Origin of the sequence: Aeromicrobium terrae (genome assembly GCF_008039565.1) — a bacterium.
Taxonomy (GTDB): Bacteria; Actinomycetota; Actinomycetes; order Propionibacteriales; family Nocardioidaceae; genus Aeromicrobium; species Aeromicrobium terrae.
The window spans coordinates 189,024-202,855 of sequence record NZ_VDUX01000003.1 but is presented as its reverse complement, the minus strand read 5'-3'; the positions used below and the strand labels follow the sequence as shown (position 1 = coordinate 202,855).

The following is a 13,832-nucleotide window of genomic DNA, read 5'->3' as shown; positions in this document are numbered from 1 at the left end:
CGCGTTCTAGGCGAAGGCCTGGTCCATCAGCGTCGCGTGCTCCTCGACGTGCCGGTTGTGCGAGCCCACCGACGGCGCCGACGACTCCGGGCGCGAGACCAGGGACAGCGGGAGGTCGCGGTCGAGCGCACCGGTGTAGTGCAGCGCGACGTGCGGCCACGGGCCCTGGTTGGCCGGCTCGTCCTGCACCCAGCGCACCTCGGTGGCCGAGGTGAACTTCGCCAGCTCGGCGTTGAGCTCCTCGAGCGGCCGCGGGTAGAGCTGCTCCATCCGCACGATGGCGGTGCGGTTCTGGCCCTCCTCGCGCTTGGCGCGCTCGGCCATGAGCTCCCAGGTGATCTTGCCGGAGCACACCAGCACACGCTGGACCTGGTCGGCCTGGACGGTGTCGTCGCCGATCACCGGGCGCCACGTGCCGGACGTGAACTCGTCGGGCTGTGACGCCGCCGCCTTGCTGCGCAGCATCGACTTCGGCGTGAAGACGACGAGCGGGCGGTGCTCCTTGCCGAGCGACTGGCGTCGCAGCAGGTGGAAGTAGGACGCCGGGGTGGACGGCTGCGCGATGCGCATCGCGTCGTCGGCGCCGAGCAGCAGGAACCGCTCGATCCGGGCGGAGGAGTGGTCCGGGCCCTGGCCCTCGTAGCCGTGCGGCAGGAGCAGGACGACGCCGGACTTCTGGCCCCACTTCGTCTCACCGGCGGAGATGTACTCGTCGATGACGGACTGGGCGCCGTTGACGAAGTCGCCGAACTGCGCCTCCCACAGGGTGAGCGCCTCCGGTCGCGCGACGGAGTAGCCGTACTCGAAGCCGAGGGCGGCGTACTCGCTCAGCAGCGAGTCGTAGATGTAGAACGTCTCCTGGTCCTCGTCGATGTGGGCCAGAGGCGTCCACTCGCTGCCGTTGTTGCGGTCGATGATCGTGGCGAACCGCGACGAGAACGTGCCGCGACGCGAGTCCTGGCCGGCCATGCGGACCGGTCGCCCGTCGAGCAGCAGCGAGCCCATCGCGAGGATCTCGCCGGTGCCCCAGTCGATCGGGCCGGCGGTGATGGACGCCGCGCGGCGCTGCAGCTGGGGGAGCACCTTCGGGTGCACCGTGAAGCCCTCGGGGACGGCGGTGTACGCGTCGGCGATGGCCTTGAGCGTCTCGGGCGTGATGGCCGTCTCCAGCTCGCCCTCCGGCTCCGGCTTGGACGGGTAGTCCGGGGTGCGGGTGTAGCCGGACGGGGTGTCGTCGGCCTTCTTGACCTCGGTGAAGTTGCGCTCGAGCTGCGACTGGTAGTCGGCCAGCGCCTCCTCGGCCTCCTCGATCGTGATGTCGCCACGTCCGACCAGGGCCTCGGTGTAGAGCTTGCGCACCGACTTCTTGTTGTTGATCGTGTCGTACATCAGCGGCTGGGTGAAGCTGGGGTCGTCGCCCTCGTTGTGACCGCGGCGGCGGTAGCAGATGAGGTCGATGACGATGTCCTTGTTGAACGTCTTCCGGTACTCGTAGGCCAGCTGGGCCACCCGGATGCACGCCTCGGGATCGTCGCCGTTCACGTGGAAGATCGGCGCCTGGATCATCTTGGCGACGTCGGTGCAGTAGACCGACGAGCGCGACGACGACGGGGCGGTGGTGAAGCCGACCTGGTTGTTGACGATGACGTGGATGGTGCCGCCGGTGCGGTAGCCGCGCAGCTGGCTGAGGTTCAGCGTCTCCGCCACGACGCCCTGGCCGGCGAAGGCCGCGTCACCGTGCACGAGAACGGGCAGCACCGGGTACGCGGCGCCACGGTTGAGGCGGTCCTGCTTGGCGCGGGTGATGCCCTCGAGCACCGGGTCGACGACCTCGAGGTGCGACGGGTTGGCGGCCACGGAGACCTTGATCTTGTCGCCGTCGAGCGAGGTGAACTCGCCCTCGACGCCCAGGTGGTACTTGACGTCGCCGGAGCCCTGGACGGTTCGGGGATCGATGTTGCCCTCGAACTCGCGGAACACCTGGCTCGGGCTCTTGCCGGCGATGTTCACCAGGACGTTGAGGCGTCCGCGGTGCGCCATGCCGATGCAGACCTCGTCGAGCTCGTCGGCGGCGGCGGCCTCGCAGATCTCGTCGAGCAGCGGGATGGTGGTCTCGCCGCCCTCGAGGCTGAAGCGCTTCTGGCCGACGAACTTGGTCTGCAGGAACGTCTCGAACGCCTCGGCCTGGTTCAGCTTCAGCAGGATGCGCAGCTGCTCCTCGCGGGGCGGCTTGGTGTGCCCGATCTCGATGCGCTCCTGGAGCCACTGGCGCTCGGACGGGTCCTGGATGTGCATGTACTCCAGGCCGATCGTGCGGCAGTAGGAGTCGCGCAGGACGCCGAGGATCTCGCGCAGCTTCATGAACCGCTTGCCCGACTGGCTGGCGAACGATCCGGTGGCGAACTCGCGGTCCAGGTCCCACAGCGTGAGGCCGTGCGACGCGGTGTCGAGGTCCGGGTGGCTGCGCTGGCGGTACTCCAGCGGGTTGGTGTCGGCCATCAGGTGGCCGCGGACGCGGAACGCGTGGATCAGCTCCAGCACGCGCGCCTGGCGGTGCACCTCGTCGTCGTGGCTGACGGCGATGTCGCGGGCCCAGCGGATGGGCTCGTACGGGATGCGGAGGGCCCGGAAGATCTCGTCGTAGAAGCCGTCCTCGCCGAGCAGGAGCTGGTGGATGCGGCGCAGGAACTCACCGGACTGGGCGCCCTGGATGACGCGGTGGTCGTAGGTGGAGGTCAGCGTCATCATCTTCGACACGGCCATCTGCGCGATGGTGTGGTCGGACGCGCCCTGGAACTCCGGCGGGTAGTCCATGGAGCCGACGCCGACGATGACGCCCTGGCCCTTCATCAGGCGCGGCACGGAGTGGTTGGTGCCGATGCCGCCCGGGTTGGTGAGGCTCGCGGTGGTGCCCTGGAAGTCGGAGACCTCGAGCTTGCCGTCGCGGGCCTTGCGGACCATCGTCTCGTAGGCCTGCCAGAACTCGGCGAAGCCCATCGTCTCGGCGGCCTTGATCGACGGCACGAGCAGCTGGCGGGAGCCGTCGGGCTTCTGCAGGTCGATGGCCAGGCCGAAGTTGACGTGCTCCGGCTTCAGCTGGACCGGCTTGCCCTTCTCGTCCGTGTCGTACCCGGTGTTCATCTCGGGCATCGCGGCGAGCGCCTTGACGACGGCGTAGCCGATCAGGTGCGTGAAGGAGACCTTGCCGCCGCGGGCGCGGGCGAGGTGGTTGTTGATGACGGTGCGGTTGTCGAAGAGCAGCTTGACCGGCACCGAGCGGACGCTGGTGGCCGTGGGCACGGTGAGGCTGGTGTCCATGTTGGCGACGGTGCGGGCCGCCGCGCCGCGCAGCGTGACGCGCTCGACCTCGCCGGGGCCCACGGGCTCGGCCGGCGTCTCCTGCGGGGCCGGCTCCTTGGCCGGTGCCGGCTTGGCGGGCTCGGGCTGCTTGGCCTCGGGCTTCGGCTCGGCCTTCGCCTCCTGCTTCGGCTCGGCCTTCGGCGCCTCCTGCTTCGGCGCCTCCTGCTTCGGGGGCTCGGGGGCCTTCGTGGCCGCCGGGGCCGGGGCGGGATCGGCCGTCACCTCGGTGGCGGGACCGCTGCCGTTCGAGCCCGGCGAGCCGCCGTTCTCGAAGAAGGACTTCCACGACGCGTCGACCGAGCCGGGGTCCTCCTGGTACCGGTCGTACATCTCTTCGACGAGCCACTGGTTGGTGCCGAAGTCAGGGGTGGATGTGTCGTGTGAGGGCTCGGCCACGGCCTCGATCGCCTCTTCCGTTCAGGTCGCCGGTGCGCAGGTGAAACGCTGTCCACAGCCTAGCGCGGCACGCCAGTCACGCGCGGGCAGGTTCGGACCATTCAGGAGGCGACGGAGAGCACCGGTTCGCGCTGCAGGAACCGGCCGAATCGGGCCGCCTCGAGCTCGATCGCCGAGCGCGCTCTCCGAGGCACCGGGACGACTGCTCGGACGTCGATCTCGACGGTCTCCGGGCGCACGGTGCGGGTCCAGCTGCCGGCGAGCGCCCCGTCCAGGAGCAGCAGCCCGCTCGCCCGGAAGATCTGCTCGCGGCCGGGCCCCAGTCGGTCCAGGTCAGCGGGGTCGCGCGTGTAGGAGATCAGCTCGTCGAAGTTCGACAGCAGCATCGCGGCGGGGACCTCGACGGGCTCGACGTCGGCGTCGGTGTGCAGCGTCTGTCCGTCGATCTCGACGGTCGCCAGGTCGGCCAGCTCGACGGCGCGGCGGGCGTCGGTGAGCGTGAGCGTGGTCCACCAGGCGAGGTCGCGGGGGTCGAACGGCCCGTGACCTCGCGCGTAGACCCGGGCGATCCACGCGAGTCGCTCGTCGTCGGTGCCGCGCGGCGCGGGCAGGTCGAGCGGCACGTACGTGTGCTGCTTGCCGCGCATGGGGCCGCTCGCGACCAGCCCGGCGAGCTCCGCGTTCATGACGTAGTGCGCCAGCGGGCTGCCGGTGTGCTCGAGGCCGGCGTCGGCGAGGTGCTCGGCGACCTCGGCCCGGGTGGTCGGACCGTGGGCACGGACCGCCTCCGCCACGACGGAGGTCCCGGTCTCGAGCCGCTTCTCGTCGATCCCCATCCGCCGTACCGATCCCACGAGCTGCTGCTGGACGCGGGGCGACGTGACCGCGAGCAGGTCGGGCAGGTCGTCGACCCGGACGTGGTGCCACGTGGGGCGCAGCACGTGGGTGCGGACGAAGTCGCCGGCGGCGAACGCGGCCTCGACCTCGGTGATCGTCGCGTCGCAGCGACGGCCGATGGACCACAGCGACGTGCCGTGGTCCTGCGACTGGACGGCACCGAGGTGGCCGACCACGTCGGCGGGGGAGTCGAGCGGAGGCCCGACGAGGCGCTGGGCCCGCAGGCGGTACGGGACCAGCGCCAGCGTCACGTCAGGCCGTCTCGAGGGTGGCGTCGAGGGTGATGTCGACGCCGGTGAGGGCCTTGCTGACCGGGCACCCGGCCTTGGCGGCCTGGGCGGCCTCCTCGAATCCGGCCGCGTCGATCCCCTCGGCCTCGCCACGCACGGTCAGCTTGATCCCGGTGATCTTCATCCCGCCGTTCGGGTCCGGGCCGAAGGAGACGTCGGCCGTGACGTCGAGCGACCGCGGCGTGGCGCCGCTGTCCTCGAGGACCTTGCTGAAGGCCATCGAGAAGCAGGCCGAGTGCGCCGCACCGACGAGCTCTTCCGGCGTCGTGGTGTCGTGGTTGTCGTCGGCGACACGCTTGGGCCACGACACGTCGAACGTCGCCGCCCCCGAGCTGGTGAGCTCGACCTGGCCGGTGCCGTCCTGGAAGCCGCCGTCCCAGGCGGTGCGAGCGGTGCGAGTAGGCATGAGGTCTCCCGTCGTGGTGGTGTGCGTTCGAGCCTAGCGACCGTTACCGTCCGGACCATGTCCGTCCGCGTCTCGCACACGACCATCGACTGTCACGACGCCTTCGCCCTCAGTGAGTGGTGGCGCGAGGTCCTCGCCTACGAGATGGACCCCGACGACCCGAACGAACCGGGGCACGAGGAGTGCATGATCCACGACCCGGACACCGGGCACCACCTGCTCTTCATCGAGGTTCCGGACACCGAGCTGCCGGCCAAACGGATCCACCTCGACGTGCGGCCGCGCGAGCGTCGCCGGGACGAGGAGGTCGAGTGGCTGCTGGAGCGCGGTGCCCAGCTCGTCGCGGACCACCGCGGGAAGTACGGCCCGGGCACCGGCTGGGTGACGCTCGCGGACCCGGAGGGCAACCAGTTCTGCGTCCTGCGCTCGGACGCCGAGCTGGCCGAGTCCTAGAGATTGGGGCGCCCCCGGCAGGATTCGAACCTGCGCTCCCGCCTCCGGAGGGCGGTGCTCTATCCCCTGAGCTACGGGGGCCGCAACCGGACCGAGCGTACCCCAGCGCCCACTACGCTGGCGCAATGCCTGAGTCCACCAGCCGCCGGGAGCCCGGCACCCCCGCCAGGGTCCTCGTGGTGGACGACGCGGCGTCCATCCGCCTGCTGATCCGGACGAACCTCGAGCTCGCGGGATTCGAGGTCGAGGAGGCCGTGGACGGCATCGACGCGATCGAGCAGCTCGAGAGCGCCGAGGTGCTGCCGGACGTCATCACCGTCGACGTGATGATGCCGCGCCAGGACGGGATCGCCACGGTCGCGTCCATCCGCAAGAACCCGCGGACGGCGGGCATCGCGATCGTCATGGTCAGCACGCAGAACCACCCGCACGACATCCAGCGCGGGATGGACGCCGGCGTCGACGCCTACGTCACCAAGCCGTTCGATCCGGACGTGCTCGTGGAAACCGTCCGCAAGGCCGCCGATACCCTGGGTCGGTGACTCCTGAGCAGCTTTCGTCCGCCCTCGTCGCCGCGCTCACCCGCCTGGTCGACGACGGCCGCCTGACGCTGCCCGACGGCGTCCCCTCGACGGTGCTCGTCGAGCGGCCCAAGGTCCGGGAGCACGGTGACTACGCCACCAACATCGCCCTGCAGCTCGCGAAGCGCGCGGGCGTCAACCCGCGCGACCTCGCCCAGCAGCTCGCCGAGGAGATTGTCACGGACGACGGCGTCGCCTCGGCCGAGGTCGCCGGGCCCGGCTTCCTCAACCTGCGGGTCAGCGCCGGTGCGCAGGGCGCACTGGCCGGCCAGGTCGTCACCGCAGGCGACTCCTACGGCCGCAGCGACGTCAACGCCGGCCAGAAGGTCAACCTCGAGTTCATCTCCGCCAACCCCACCGGCCCGCTGCACCTCGGCCACACCCGCTGGGCCGCCGTCGGCGACGCGATGGCGCGGGTCATCGAGGCCACCGGCGCCGAGGTCACGCGCGAGTTCTACGTCAACGACCGCGGCAACCAGATGGACGTGTTCGGCGCGTCCCTGATGGCGCGCGCGCACGGCGAGGAGCCGCCGGACGACGGCTACCACGGCGCGTACGTCGCCGACCTCGCCGCGAAGGTCGTCGCCGAGGTGCCCGGCGTGCTCGACCAGCCGGCCGACGAGCAGCTCGTCACGTTCCGCGAGACCGGGTACCGGCTCCAGCTCGCCGAGCAGCAGGCCGAGCTCGACGAGCTCCGCACCCACTTCGACGTCTGGTTCTCCGAGCGCTCGCTGCACGACTCCGACTCCGTGGAGCACGGCTTCGACCGGCTGCGCGAGCAGGGCCGGCTGTTCGAGGCCGACGGCGCCACCTGGATGCGCACCACCGACTTCGGCGACGACAAGGACCGGGTCCTGGTCCGCTCCAACGGCGAGCTCACGTACTTCGCGTCCGACACCGCGTACTACGTCAACAAGCGCGAGCGCGGCTTCGACCCCTGCATCTACCTGCTCGGCGCCGACCACCACGGCTACGTCGGCCGGCTGTCCGCCATGGCGGCCTGCGTCGGCGACACGCCGGGGGAGCAGCTCGAGGTCCTCATCGGGCAGCTCGTGAAGATCCTGCAGGACGGTGAGGAGCTCAAGCTCTCGAAGCGGGCCGGCACGATCGTGTCGCTCCGCGAGCTGATCGACCTGATCGGCGTCGACCCGCTCCGCTACACGTTGATCCGCTACCCGGTCGACTCACCGCTCACGCTCGACGTCGCCGACATGACGAGCAAGAGCAACGACAACCCCGTCTACTACGTGCAGTACGCCCACGCGCGTCTTGCGAGCATCCTGCGGAACGCCGCGGATCTCGGCATCACGGTGGACGGGTCGTACGACGCGAGCCAGCTGTCCACCGAGCGCGAGGGCGACCTGCTGCGGGCGCTCGCCGAGCTCCCGCGAGTGGTCGCGCGCGCCGCCGAGCTGCGCGAGCCGCACCGCGTCGCGCGGTACCTCGAGGACACCGCCTCGACGTTCCACAAGTTCTACGACACCTGCCGCGTGCTGCCGCAGGGCGACGAGGACGTCACCGACCTGCACCGCGCGCGGCTCGTGCTCGTCGCCGCCACGCGCCAGGTCCTCGCCAACGGGCTCGGCCTGCTCGGCGTCTCGGCACCGGAACGGATGTGACCAGATGACAGAGGAGCGCAGGTGATGCGCGCGCACGAGGCCGGTGCGCTGCACGGCCAGGCCGGCGACCGCGGACCCGCGTGGCTGCGCGTCCCGGAGGACTCGAACGCGCTGGTCCCGCACCTGTGGGCGTCCGGCGTCTCGAAGGTCGACGGCGTCCTGACGGTCGCGGGGGAGTCCGTCGCGGACCTGGCCGAGGAGTTCGGCACGCCGCTCTACGTCGTCGACGAGGACGACTTCCGGGCGCGGGCCCGGTCGTTCCGCGAGGCCTTCGCCGACGCCGACGTCTACTACGCGGGCAAGGCGTTCCTCTGCGTCGCCACCGCTCGATGGGTGGCGGAGGAGGGGCTGAACCTCGACGTGTGCACCGGCGGCGAGCTGGCCGTCGCGCTGCGGGCGGAGTTCCCGCCGGAGCGGATCGGCCTGCACGGCAACAACAAGTCGGTGGCCGAGCTGCGACGCGCCCTCGAGGCCGGCGTCGGACGGATCATCGTCGACTCCACCGAGGAGATCGAGCGGCTCACCGCGCTGACGGCCGAGCTCGGCGTCACCGCTAACGTGATGGTGCGCGTCACCGCCGGCGTCGAGGCGCACACGCACGAGTACATCTCCACGTCGCACGAGGACCAGAAGTTCGGCTTCTCCATCTCCGGCGGCGATGCGCTCGCGGCCGTCCGCCAGGTGCTGGCCGCGCCCGGCCTCCGCCTGCTCGGCCTGCACTCGCACATCGGCTCGCAGATCTTCGTCACCGACGGGTTCGAGGTCGCCGCCCGTCGTGTGCTGCGGTTGCACGCCGAGATCGTCCAGACGCTCGGCGCCGACCTGCCCGAGCTCGACCTCGGCGGTGGCTTCGGCATCGCGTACACCACGCAGGACGACCCGTCCGCCCCCGAGGACCTCGCCCGCGGCATCCGCAAGATCGTCGACGACGAGTGCGCGGCCATGGGCGTCGACGTCCCGCGTCTCTCGGTCGAGCCCGGTCGCGCGATCGCCGGCCCGTCCACGTTCACGCTCTACGAGGTGGGCACCACCAAGTCGGTCGCGCTCGACGGTGGGGCGTCGCGACGCTACGTCTCGGTCGACGGCGGGATGAGCGACAACATCCGCCCCGCCCTGTACAGCGCCGACTACTCGTGCACGCTCGCCTCGCGCGCGTCGTCCGCCCCGCCGGTGCTGAGCCGCGTTGTAGGCAAGCACTGCGAGAGCGGCGACATCGTCGTCAAGGACGAATACCTGCCCGGCGACGTGCAGGCCGGCGACCTGCTGGCCGTCCCGGGCACCGGCGCCTACTGCCGCTCGCTGGCCAGCAACTACAACCACGTGCCCCGCGCGGCTGTCGTCGCCGTCCGCGACGGCGAGGCCCGGCTCCTCCTGCGTCGCGAGACCGACGACGACCTGCTCGCTCTCGACCAGGGCTAGGGGAGTCGGACCGGGCCGTTGCCCCAGCGGGCCAGGTTGTCCTCGTTGTTGTAGATCGCGCAGCTCTGCAGGGACAGGCAGCCGCAGCCGATGCAGCCGTCGAGGTCGTCGCGCAGGCTCTGCAGGCGCGCGATGCGCAGGTCGAGGTCGTCCTTCCAGTGCGCGGACAGCGCCGCCCAGTCGGCCTTCGTCGGCGTCCGCCCGGCCGGCAGGGACTCCAGGGCCTCGCGGATCTCGCCGAGCGCGATGCCGAGCCGCTGGGAGAACCGGATGAACGCCACGCGGCGCAGCACGTCGCGGTGGTAGCGACGCTGGTTGCCCGACGTCCGGCGGCTCTCGATCAGGCCCTCGCGCTCGTAGAAGTGGAGAGCGGACACGGCGACGTCAGCGCGGTCGGCGACCTCCTTGGGCGTCAGCTCGCGGCGGCGCACCTCGGCGTTGGACATACCTCAAGCATAGTTGAGGTCTGGTCAGCCGAGACAGACCGCGACGCCGAAGCGTCCCCTCGACGGGTTGTGGGCGAACTCCACGCCGTCGATCGTGATCGAGCAGCTGCCGCCGGTGACGTCGAACCCGTTCTGCATGCCCACCTGAGCGACCGGGAACTGTCCCTTCACGGTGCGGGTGATGGTGTACTGGCCGGTCGCGAGCTTCTCGATCGTGCCCTTGCCGTCGCGGAACCGGATGCCGAACCGGAAGGCGCCGTCGGCGCGCAGGGTGACGGTCACCTTGTGCGGGATGTTGCTGCCGTACCCCGCGGAGAACGGGTTCTTCAGCGTGTCGAGCAGTGGGGTGCCGCCCGACTTCGAGCCGAAGTCGCCGGACGGGAGCGGGCTCGGCGTGAGGTTCGTCTGCGCGCCCTGGGGGAGGTCGTCCGTGGACGAGCCGTTCGACCCGTTCGTGGAGTCGTCGCCGCCTGACCCACCGATGAGGGCGAGCACGATCACGACGGCTCCTACGGCGACCGCGATGACCGCGATCCAGGTGCGACGTGACCAGTCGGGGATCCGCATGCAAGACCTCTCGGGGTGGACGGCGGGTCGGGTGCCCGCCCGCTGGCTCGTCCAACGACTGCAGCGCGTCGGGGCTATGGCCGGTGTCCAAGCCTACGGGTACGTCGTCCTCCGACGCTCCCCGCCGATACCCTTGACCGGTGAGTGCATCGCCCTCGTCCGACGCGTCCGGAGCGGGCCGACCGCTGAAGGTCGCCCTGCTGGGCTGTGGCGTCGTGGGCACGGAGGTCGCGCGACTCCTCGTCCGCGACGCCGCCGAGCTCGCCCACCGGGTGGGCGCGCCGCTCGAGCTCGCCGGCATCGCCGTGCGGCGCATCGACCGCGAGCGCGACGCCGAGCTGCCGGCCGACCTGTTCACCACCGACGCCAAGGGCCTGGTGAGCCGCGGCGACATCGACGTCGTCATCGAGGTGATCGGCGGCATCGAGCCGGCCCGCGAGCTGATCCTCACCGCGCTCGAGAACGGCGCGTCCGTCGTCACGGCCAACAAGGCGCTGCTCGCCGAGGACGCCGCCACGCTGTACGAGGCGGCCGAGAAGGTCGACCGCGACCTCGCGTTCGAGGCTGCCGTCGCCGGCGCCATCCCGATCGTCCGTCCGCTCCGCGAGTCGCTCGCCGGAGACGCCGTCGAGCGGGTGCTCGGGATCGTCAACGGCACCACCAACTTCGTGCTCGACGCCATGACCACCACGGGCTCGGGCTTCACCGAGGCGCTCGACGAGGCGCAGCGGCTCGGATACGCCGAGGCCGATCCGACGGCCGACATCGAGGGCTTCGACGCCGCCTCCAAGGCCGCGATCATCGCCGGCCTGGCGTTCCACACCCGCGTCTCGATCGGCGACGTGCACCGTGAGGGCATCACCGAGGTCAGCGCCGCCGACGTCCGCTCGGCGAGCGAGATGGGCTGCGTCGTGAAGCTGCTCGCCATCTGCGAGCGCATCGACACGCCCGACGGCCCGGCCGTCTCGGCACGCGTGCACCCCGCGATGATCCCGGACACGCACCCGCTCGCCAGCGTCCGCGAGGCCTACAACGCAGTGTTCGTCGAGAGCGAGTCCGCCGGGCAGCTGATGTTCTACGGCCCCGGGGCCGGCGGTGCACCCACCGCCAGCGCCGTCCTGGGCGACGTCGTGTCCGTCGCCCGCAACCGCGTCCGCGGCGTCGTCGGGCCAGGGGAGTCCACCCACGCCCAGCTCGAGGTGCTCGACATCGGCCGGGCCCGCACCCGGTACCACGTCGCCATCGACGTCGACGACCGCGCGGGCGTGCTCGCCACGGTCGCGCAGGCGTTCGCCGAGTTCGGCGTCTCCATCAAGACGGTGCGCCAGGAGGGGCACGGCGACGACGCCCAGCTCGTCATCGTCACCCACGAGGCCGAGGACGCCGCGCTGTCCGCCACCGTCGCCGCGCTGCGCGAGCTCGACATGGTCCGCGACGTCTCGTCCGCGATGCGAGTCGAAGGGATGTCCTAGTCGTGGCTCAGCTGTGGAGAGGTGTCATCGAGGAGTACCGCGAGTGGCTCCCGGTCGACGAGCACACCCCGGTGATCACGCTCGGCGAGGGCGGCACGCCGCTCGTGCACTCCGCGTGGCTCTCCGGCGTGGTGCGCGGTGACGTCTTCCTGAAGGTCGAGGGCGACAACCCCACCGGCTCGTTCAAGGACCGCGGCATGACCGCCGCGATCTCGGTCGCTGCCGGCGAGGGCGCCAAGGCCGTCGTGTGCGCGTCCACCGGCAACACGTCCGCGTCCATGACCGCGTACGCGGCCCGCGCCGGCCTCACGCCGATCGTCCTCGTGCCGCACGGCCGCATCGCCGCCGGCAAGATGGCGCAGGCCGTGATGCACGGCGCCGAGGTCATCCAGGTGCGCGGCGGCTTCGACGAGTGCCTGCAGCTCTCCCGCGGACTCGCCGACGAGTACCCGGTGGCGCTGGTCAACTCGGTCAACCCGGTCCGGCTCCAGGGCCAGAAGACGGCGTCGTTCGAGATCATCGACGTGCTCGGCAAGGCGCCCGACCTGCACGTCCTCCCGGTCGGCAACGCGGGCAACATCTCCGCCTACTGGATCGGCTTCCGCGAGTACGCCGAGACCGGTCTCGCCGACGGCACCCCGCAGCTGTGGGGCTTCCAGGCCGCCGGCGCGGCGCCCATCGTCCAGGGCGCGCCCGTGCCGCACCCGGAGACGGTCGCCTCCGCCATCCGCATCGGCAACCCGGCGTCGTGGAAGCTCGCCGAGGCCGCCCGTGACGAGTCCGGCGGCCGCATCGGCGCCGTCGAGGACGAGCAGATCCTCGCCGCCCAGCGCGACCTCGGCTCCCGCGAGGGCGTCTTCGTCGAGCCGGCGTCCGCCGCGGGTGTGGCCGGACTGCTCGCGGCCGCCGAGAACGGCGAGGTCGAGCCGGGCCTGACGATCACCATCACGGTCACCGGCCACGGCCTCAAGGACACCGAGACCGCTCTGTCCGGCGTCGACTCGGTGGTCGACTCGGTCATCGACGCCGATGTCGACGCGGCGGCATCGGCCGCCGGTCTGGCATGAAGGTTGCCGTCCCGGCGTCCAGCGCGAACCTCGGGCCCGGGTTCGACGCGCTGGGCCTCGCGCTCGACCTGCACGACCAGCTCACCGGCGAGATCACCGACGGTGGGCTCGAGGTCGTCGTCGAGGGTGAAGGCGCCGACGACGTGCCGCGCGACGAGAGCCACCTGGTCGTCCGGGCCATGCGGTCGACCTTCGACGTCCTGGGGGAGCAGCCTGCCGGCCTGCGCCTGACGTGCCGGAACGCCATCCCGCACGCCCGCGGCCTCGGGTCGTCGTCCGCCGCCATCGTCGGCGGCATCGTGCTGGCGCGTGCCCTGGTCGACGGTGGCTCGGAGCGGCTCGACGACGCCGCCGCGCTGCAGCTCGCCCACGAGCTCGAGGGGCACCCCGACAACGTCGCGGCCGCCCTCCTCGGCGGGCTGACCATCGCGTGGCTCGACGGCGACCGTGCCGTCGCGCAGCGCCTCGACACGTCCGTCCCGGTCACCGTGCTCGTGCCGCCGGAGCCGGTCTCGACCGAGGTCGCCCGTGACCTGCTGCCGGCCGACGTCCCGCACGCCGACGCCGCCGCGAACGCCGGTCGCGCGGCCCTGCTGGTCGCCGCGCTCACCGGGGCGCCGGAGCACCTGCTCGCCGCCACCGACGACCGGCTGCACCAGTCGTACCGCGCGTCGGCGATGCCGGACTCCTATTCACTGGTGCGGGCCCTGCGGGCGCGCAACGTGCCCGCCGTCATCTCCGGCGCCGGGCCCACGGTGCTCGCGTTCGCTCGCGGGCTCGAGCACGTCGCGCCGGACGGATGGGAGCTGAAGGAGCTCGCCGTCGCGGCACGCGGCGCCCACGTCGTGGAGGCCTGACG

Annotated in this window: 12 protein-coding genes and 1 tRNA gene; 7 read left to right on the top strand and 6 right to left on the bottom strand. The window is 71.5% G+C overall.

Going from position 1 to position 13,832, the window contains the following annotated elements; genetic code table 11:
• Positions 1 to 6: 6 nt before the first annotated feature.
• The 3 genes from FHP06_RS07635 to FHP06_RS07625 form a co-directional block, all read right to left on the bottom strand.
• The gene (locus FHP06_RS07635) at positions 7 to 3,756 is read right to left on the bottom strand and encodes a multifunctional oxoglutarate decarboxylase/oxoglutarate dehydrogenase thiamine pyrophosphate-binding subunit/dihydrolipoyllysine-residue succinyltransferase subunit (protein WP_147685451.1); all 3,750 of its coding nucleotides are present in this window, start codon (positions 3,754 to 3,756) and stop codon (positions 7 to 9) included.
• 101 nt (positions 3,757 to 3,857) lie between these two features.
• On the bottom strand, positions 3,858 to 4,904 hold the full coding sequence (locus tag FHP06_RS07630; RefSeq protein ID WP_147685449.1) for a winged helix DNA-binding domain-containing protein: 1,047 nt from the start codon (positions 4,902 to 4,904) through the stop codon (positions 3,858 to 3,860).
• 1 nt (position 4,905) lies between these two features.
• Positions 4,906 to 5,349 carry an OsmC family peroxiredoxin gene (locus FHP06_RS07625; RefSeq protein ID WP_147685447.1) on the bottom strand — a complete coding sequence of 148 codons (444 nt, stop codon included), beginning with the start codon at positions 5,347 to 5,349 and terminating at the stop codon, positions 4,906 to 4,908.
• A gap of 57 nt (positions 5,350 to 5,406) precedes the next feature.
• Here FHP06_RS07625 and FHP06_RS07620 point away from each other — a divergent pair, with 57 nt between their 5' ends.
• A complete protein-coding gene (locus FHP06_RS07620; protein WP_147685445.1) occupies positions 5,407 to 5,802 on the top strand; it encodes a VOC family protein in 396 nt (131 codons plus the stop codon).
• 9 nt (positions 5,803 to 5,811) lie between these two features.
• On the opposite strand, the gene FHP06_RS07615 is transcribed toward FHP06_RS07620, so the two are convergent.
• A tRNA-Arg gene (locus FHP06_RS07615) sits at positions 5,812 to 5,883 on the bottom strand.
• A 44-nt stretch (positions 5,884 to 5,927) separates the two neighbouring features.
• Here FHP06_RS07615 and FHP06_RS07610 point away from each other — a divergent pair.
• Genes FHP06_RS07610 through lysA form a run of 3 tightly spaced genes read left to right on the top strand, consistent with a single transcriptional unit; the run spans position 5,928 to position 9,421 of the window.
• Entirely contained in the window at positions 5,928 to 6,344 is a 417-nt protein-coding gene (locus FHP06_RS07610; protein ID WP_147685443.1) for a response regulator, read from the top strand.
• Positions 6,341 to 8,002 (top strand): arginine--tRNA ligase, encoded by a 1,662-nt coding sequence (gene argS / locus FHP06_RS07605; RefSeq protein ID WP_147685441.1) that lies wholly within the window; start codon positions 6,341 to 6,343, stop codon positions 8,000 to 8,002. Before FHP06_RS07610 ends, argS begins: the two co-directional genes overlap by 4 nt.
• A gap of 21 nt (positions 8,003 to 8,023) precedes the next feature.
• Positions 8,024 to 9,421 (top strand): diaminopimelate decarboxylase, encoded by a 1,398-nt coding sequence (lysA, locus tag FHP06_RS07600; protein WP_407921282.1) that lies wholly within the window; start codon positions 8,024 to 8,026, stop codon positions 9,419 to 9,421.
• On the opposite strand, the gene soxR is transcribed toward lysA, so the two are convergent.
• Complete coding sequence (gene soxR, locus FHP06_RS07595; protein ID WP_147685437.1) at positions 9,418 to 9,867, bottom strand: redox-sensitive transcriptional activator SoxR; 450 nt, start codon at positions 9,865 to 9,867, stop codon at positions 9,418 to 9,420. The genes lysA and soxR overlap by 4 nt on opposite strands.
• Positions 9,868 to 9,891: 24 nt before the next feature.
• Entirely contained in the window at positions 9,892 to 10,434 is a 543-nt protein-coding gene (locus tag FHP06_RS07590) for a hypothetical protein (RefSeq protein ID WP_147685436.1), read from the bottom strand.
• Between the two features lie 140 nt (positions 10,435 to 10,574).
• Here FHP06_RS07590 and FHP06_RS07585 point away from each other — a divergent pair, with 140 nt between their 5' ends.
• From FHP06_RS07585 to thrB, 3 genes are read left to right on the top strand one after another with little or no spacing between them, the layout of a single operon-like run.
• The gene (locus FHP06_RS07585) at positions 10,575 to 11,906 is read left to right on the top strand and encodes a homoserine dehydrogenase (RefSeq protein ID WP_147685434.1); all 1,332 of its coding nucleotides are present in this window, start codon (positions 10,575 to 10,577) and stop codon (positions 11,904 to 11,906) included.
• A gap of 2 nt (positions 11,907 to 11,908) precedes the next feature.
• Positions 11,909 to 12,973, top strand: coding sequence for a threonine synthase (gene thrC, locus FHP06_RS07580; protein WP_147685431.1), 1,065 nt, complete (start codon positions 11,909 to 11,911; stop codon positions 12,971 to 12,973).
• Positions 12,970 to 13,830, top strand: coding sequence for a homoserine kinase (gene thrB / locus FHP06_RS07575; RefSeq protein WP_147685429.1), 861 nt, complete (start codon positions 12,970 to 12,972; stop codon positions 13,828 to 13,830). Before thrC ends, thrB begins: the two co-directional genes overlap by 4 nt.
• Positions 13,831 to 13,832 lie beyond the last annotated feature (2 nt).

Excerpts from the sequence above, each read along its gene's own strand:
- FHP06_RS07625 (WP_147685447.1), bottom strand. The coding sequence starts at position 5,349 with ATGCCTACTCGCACCGCTCGCACCGCCTGGGACGGCGGCTTCCAGGAC.
- FHP06_RS07620 (WP_147685445.1), top strand. The coding sequence starts at position 5,407 with ATGTCCGTCCGCGTCTCGCACACGACCATCGACTGTCACGACGCCTTC.
- FHP06_RS07610 (WP_147685443.1), top strand. The coding sequence starts at position 5,928 with ATGCCTGAGTCCACCAGCCGCCGGGAGCCCGGCACCCCCGCCAGGGTC.
- soxR (WP_147685437.1), bottom strand. The coding sequence starts at position 9,867 with ATGTCCAACGCCGAGGTGCGCCGCCGCGAGCTGACGCCCAAGGAGGTC.
- FHP06_RS07590 (WP_147685436.1), bottom strand. The coding sequence starts at position 10,434 with ATGCGGATCCCCGACTGGTCACGTCGCACCTGGATCGCGGTCATCGCG.
- thrB (WP_147685429.1), top strand. The coding sequence starts at position 12,970 with ATGAAGGTTGCCGTCCCGGCGTCCAGCGCGAACCTCGGGCCCGGGTTC.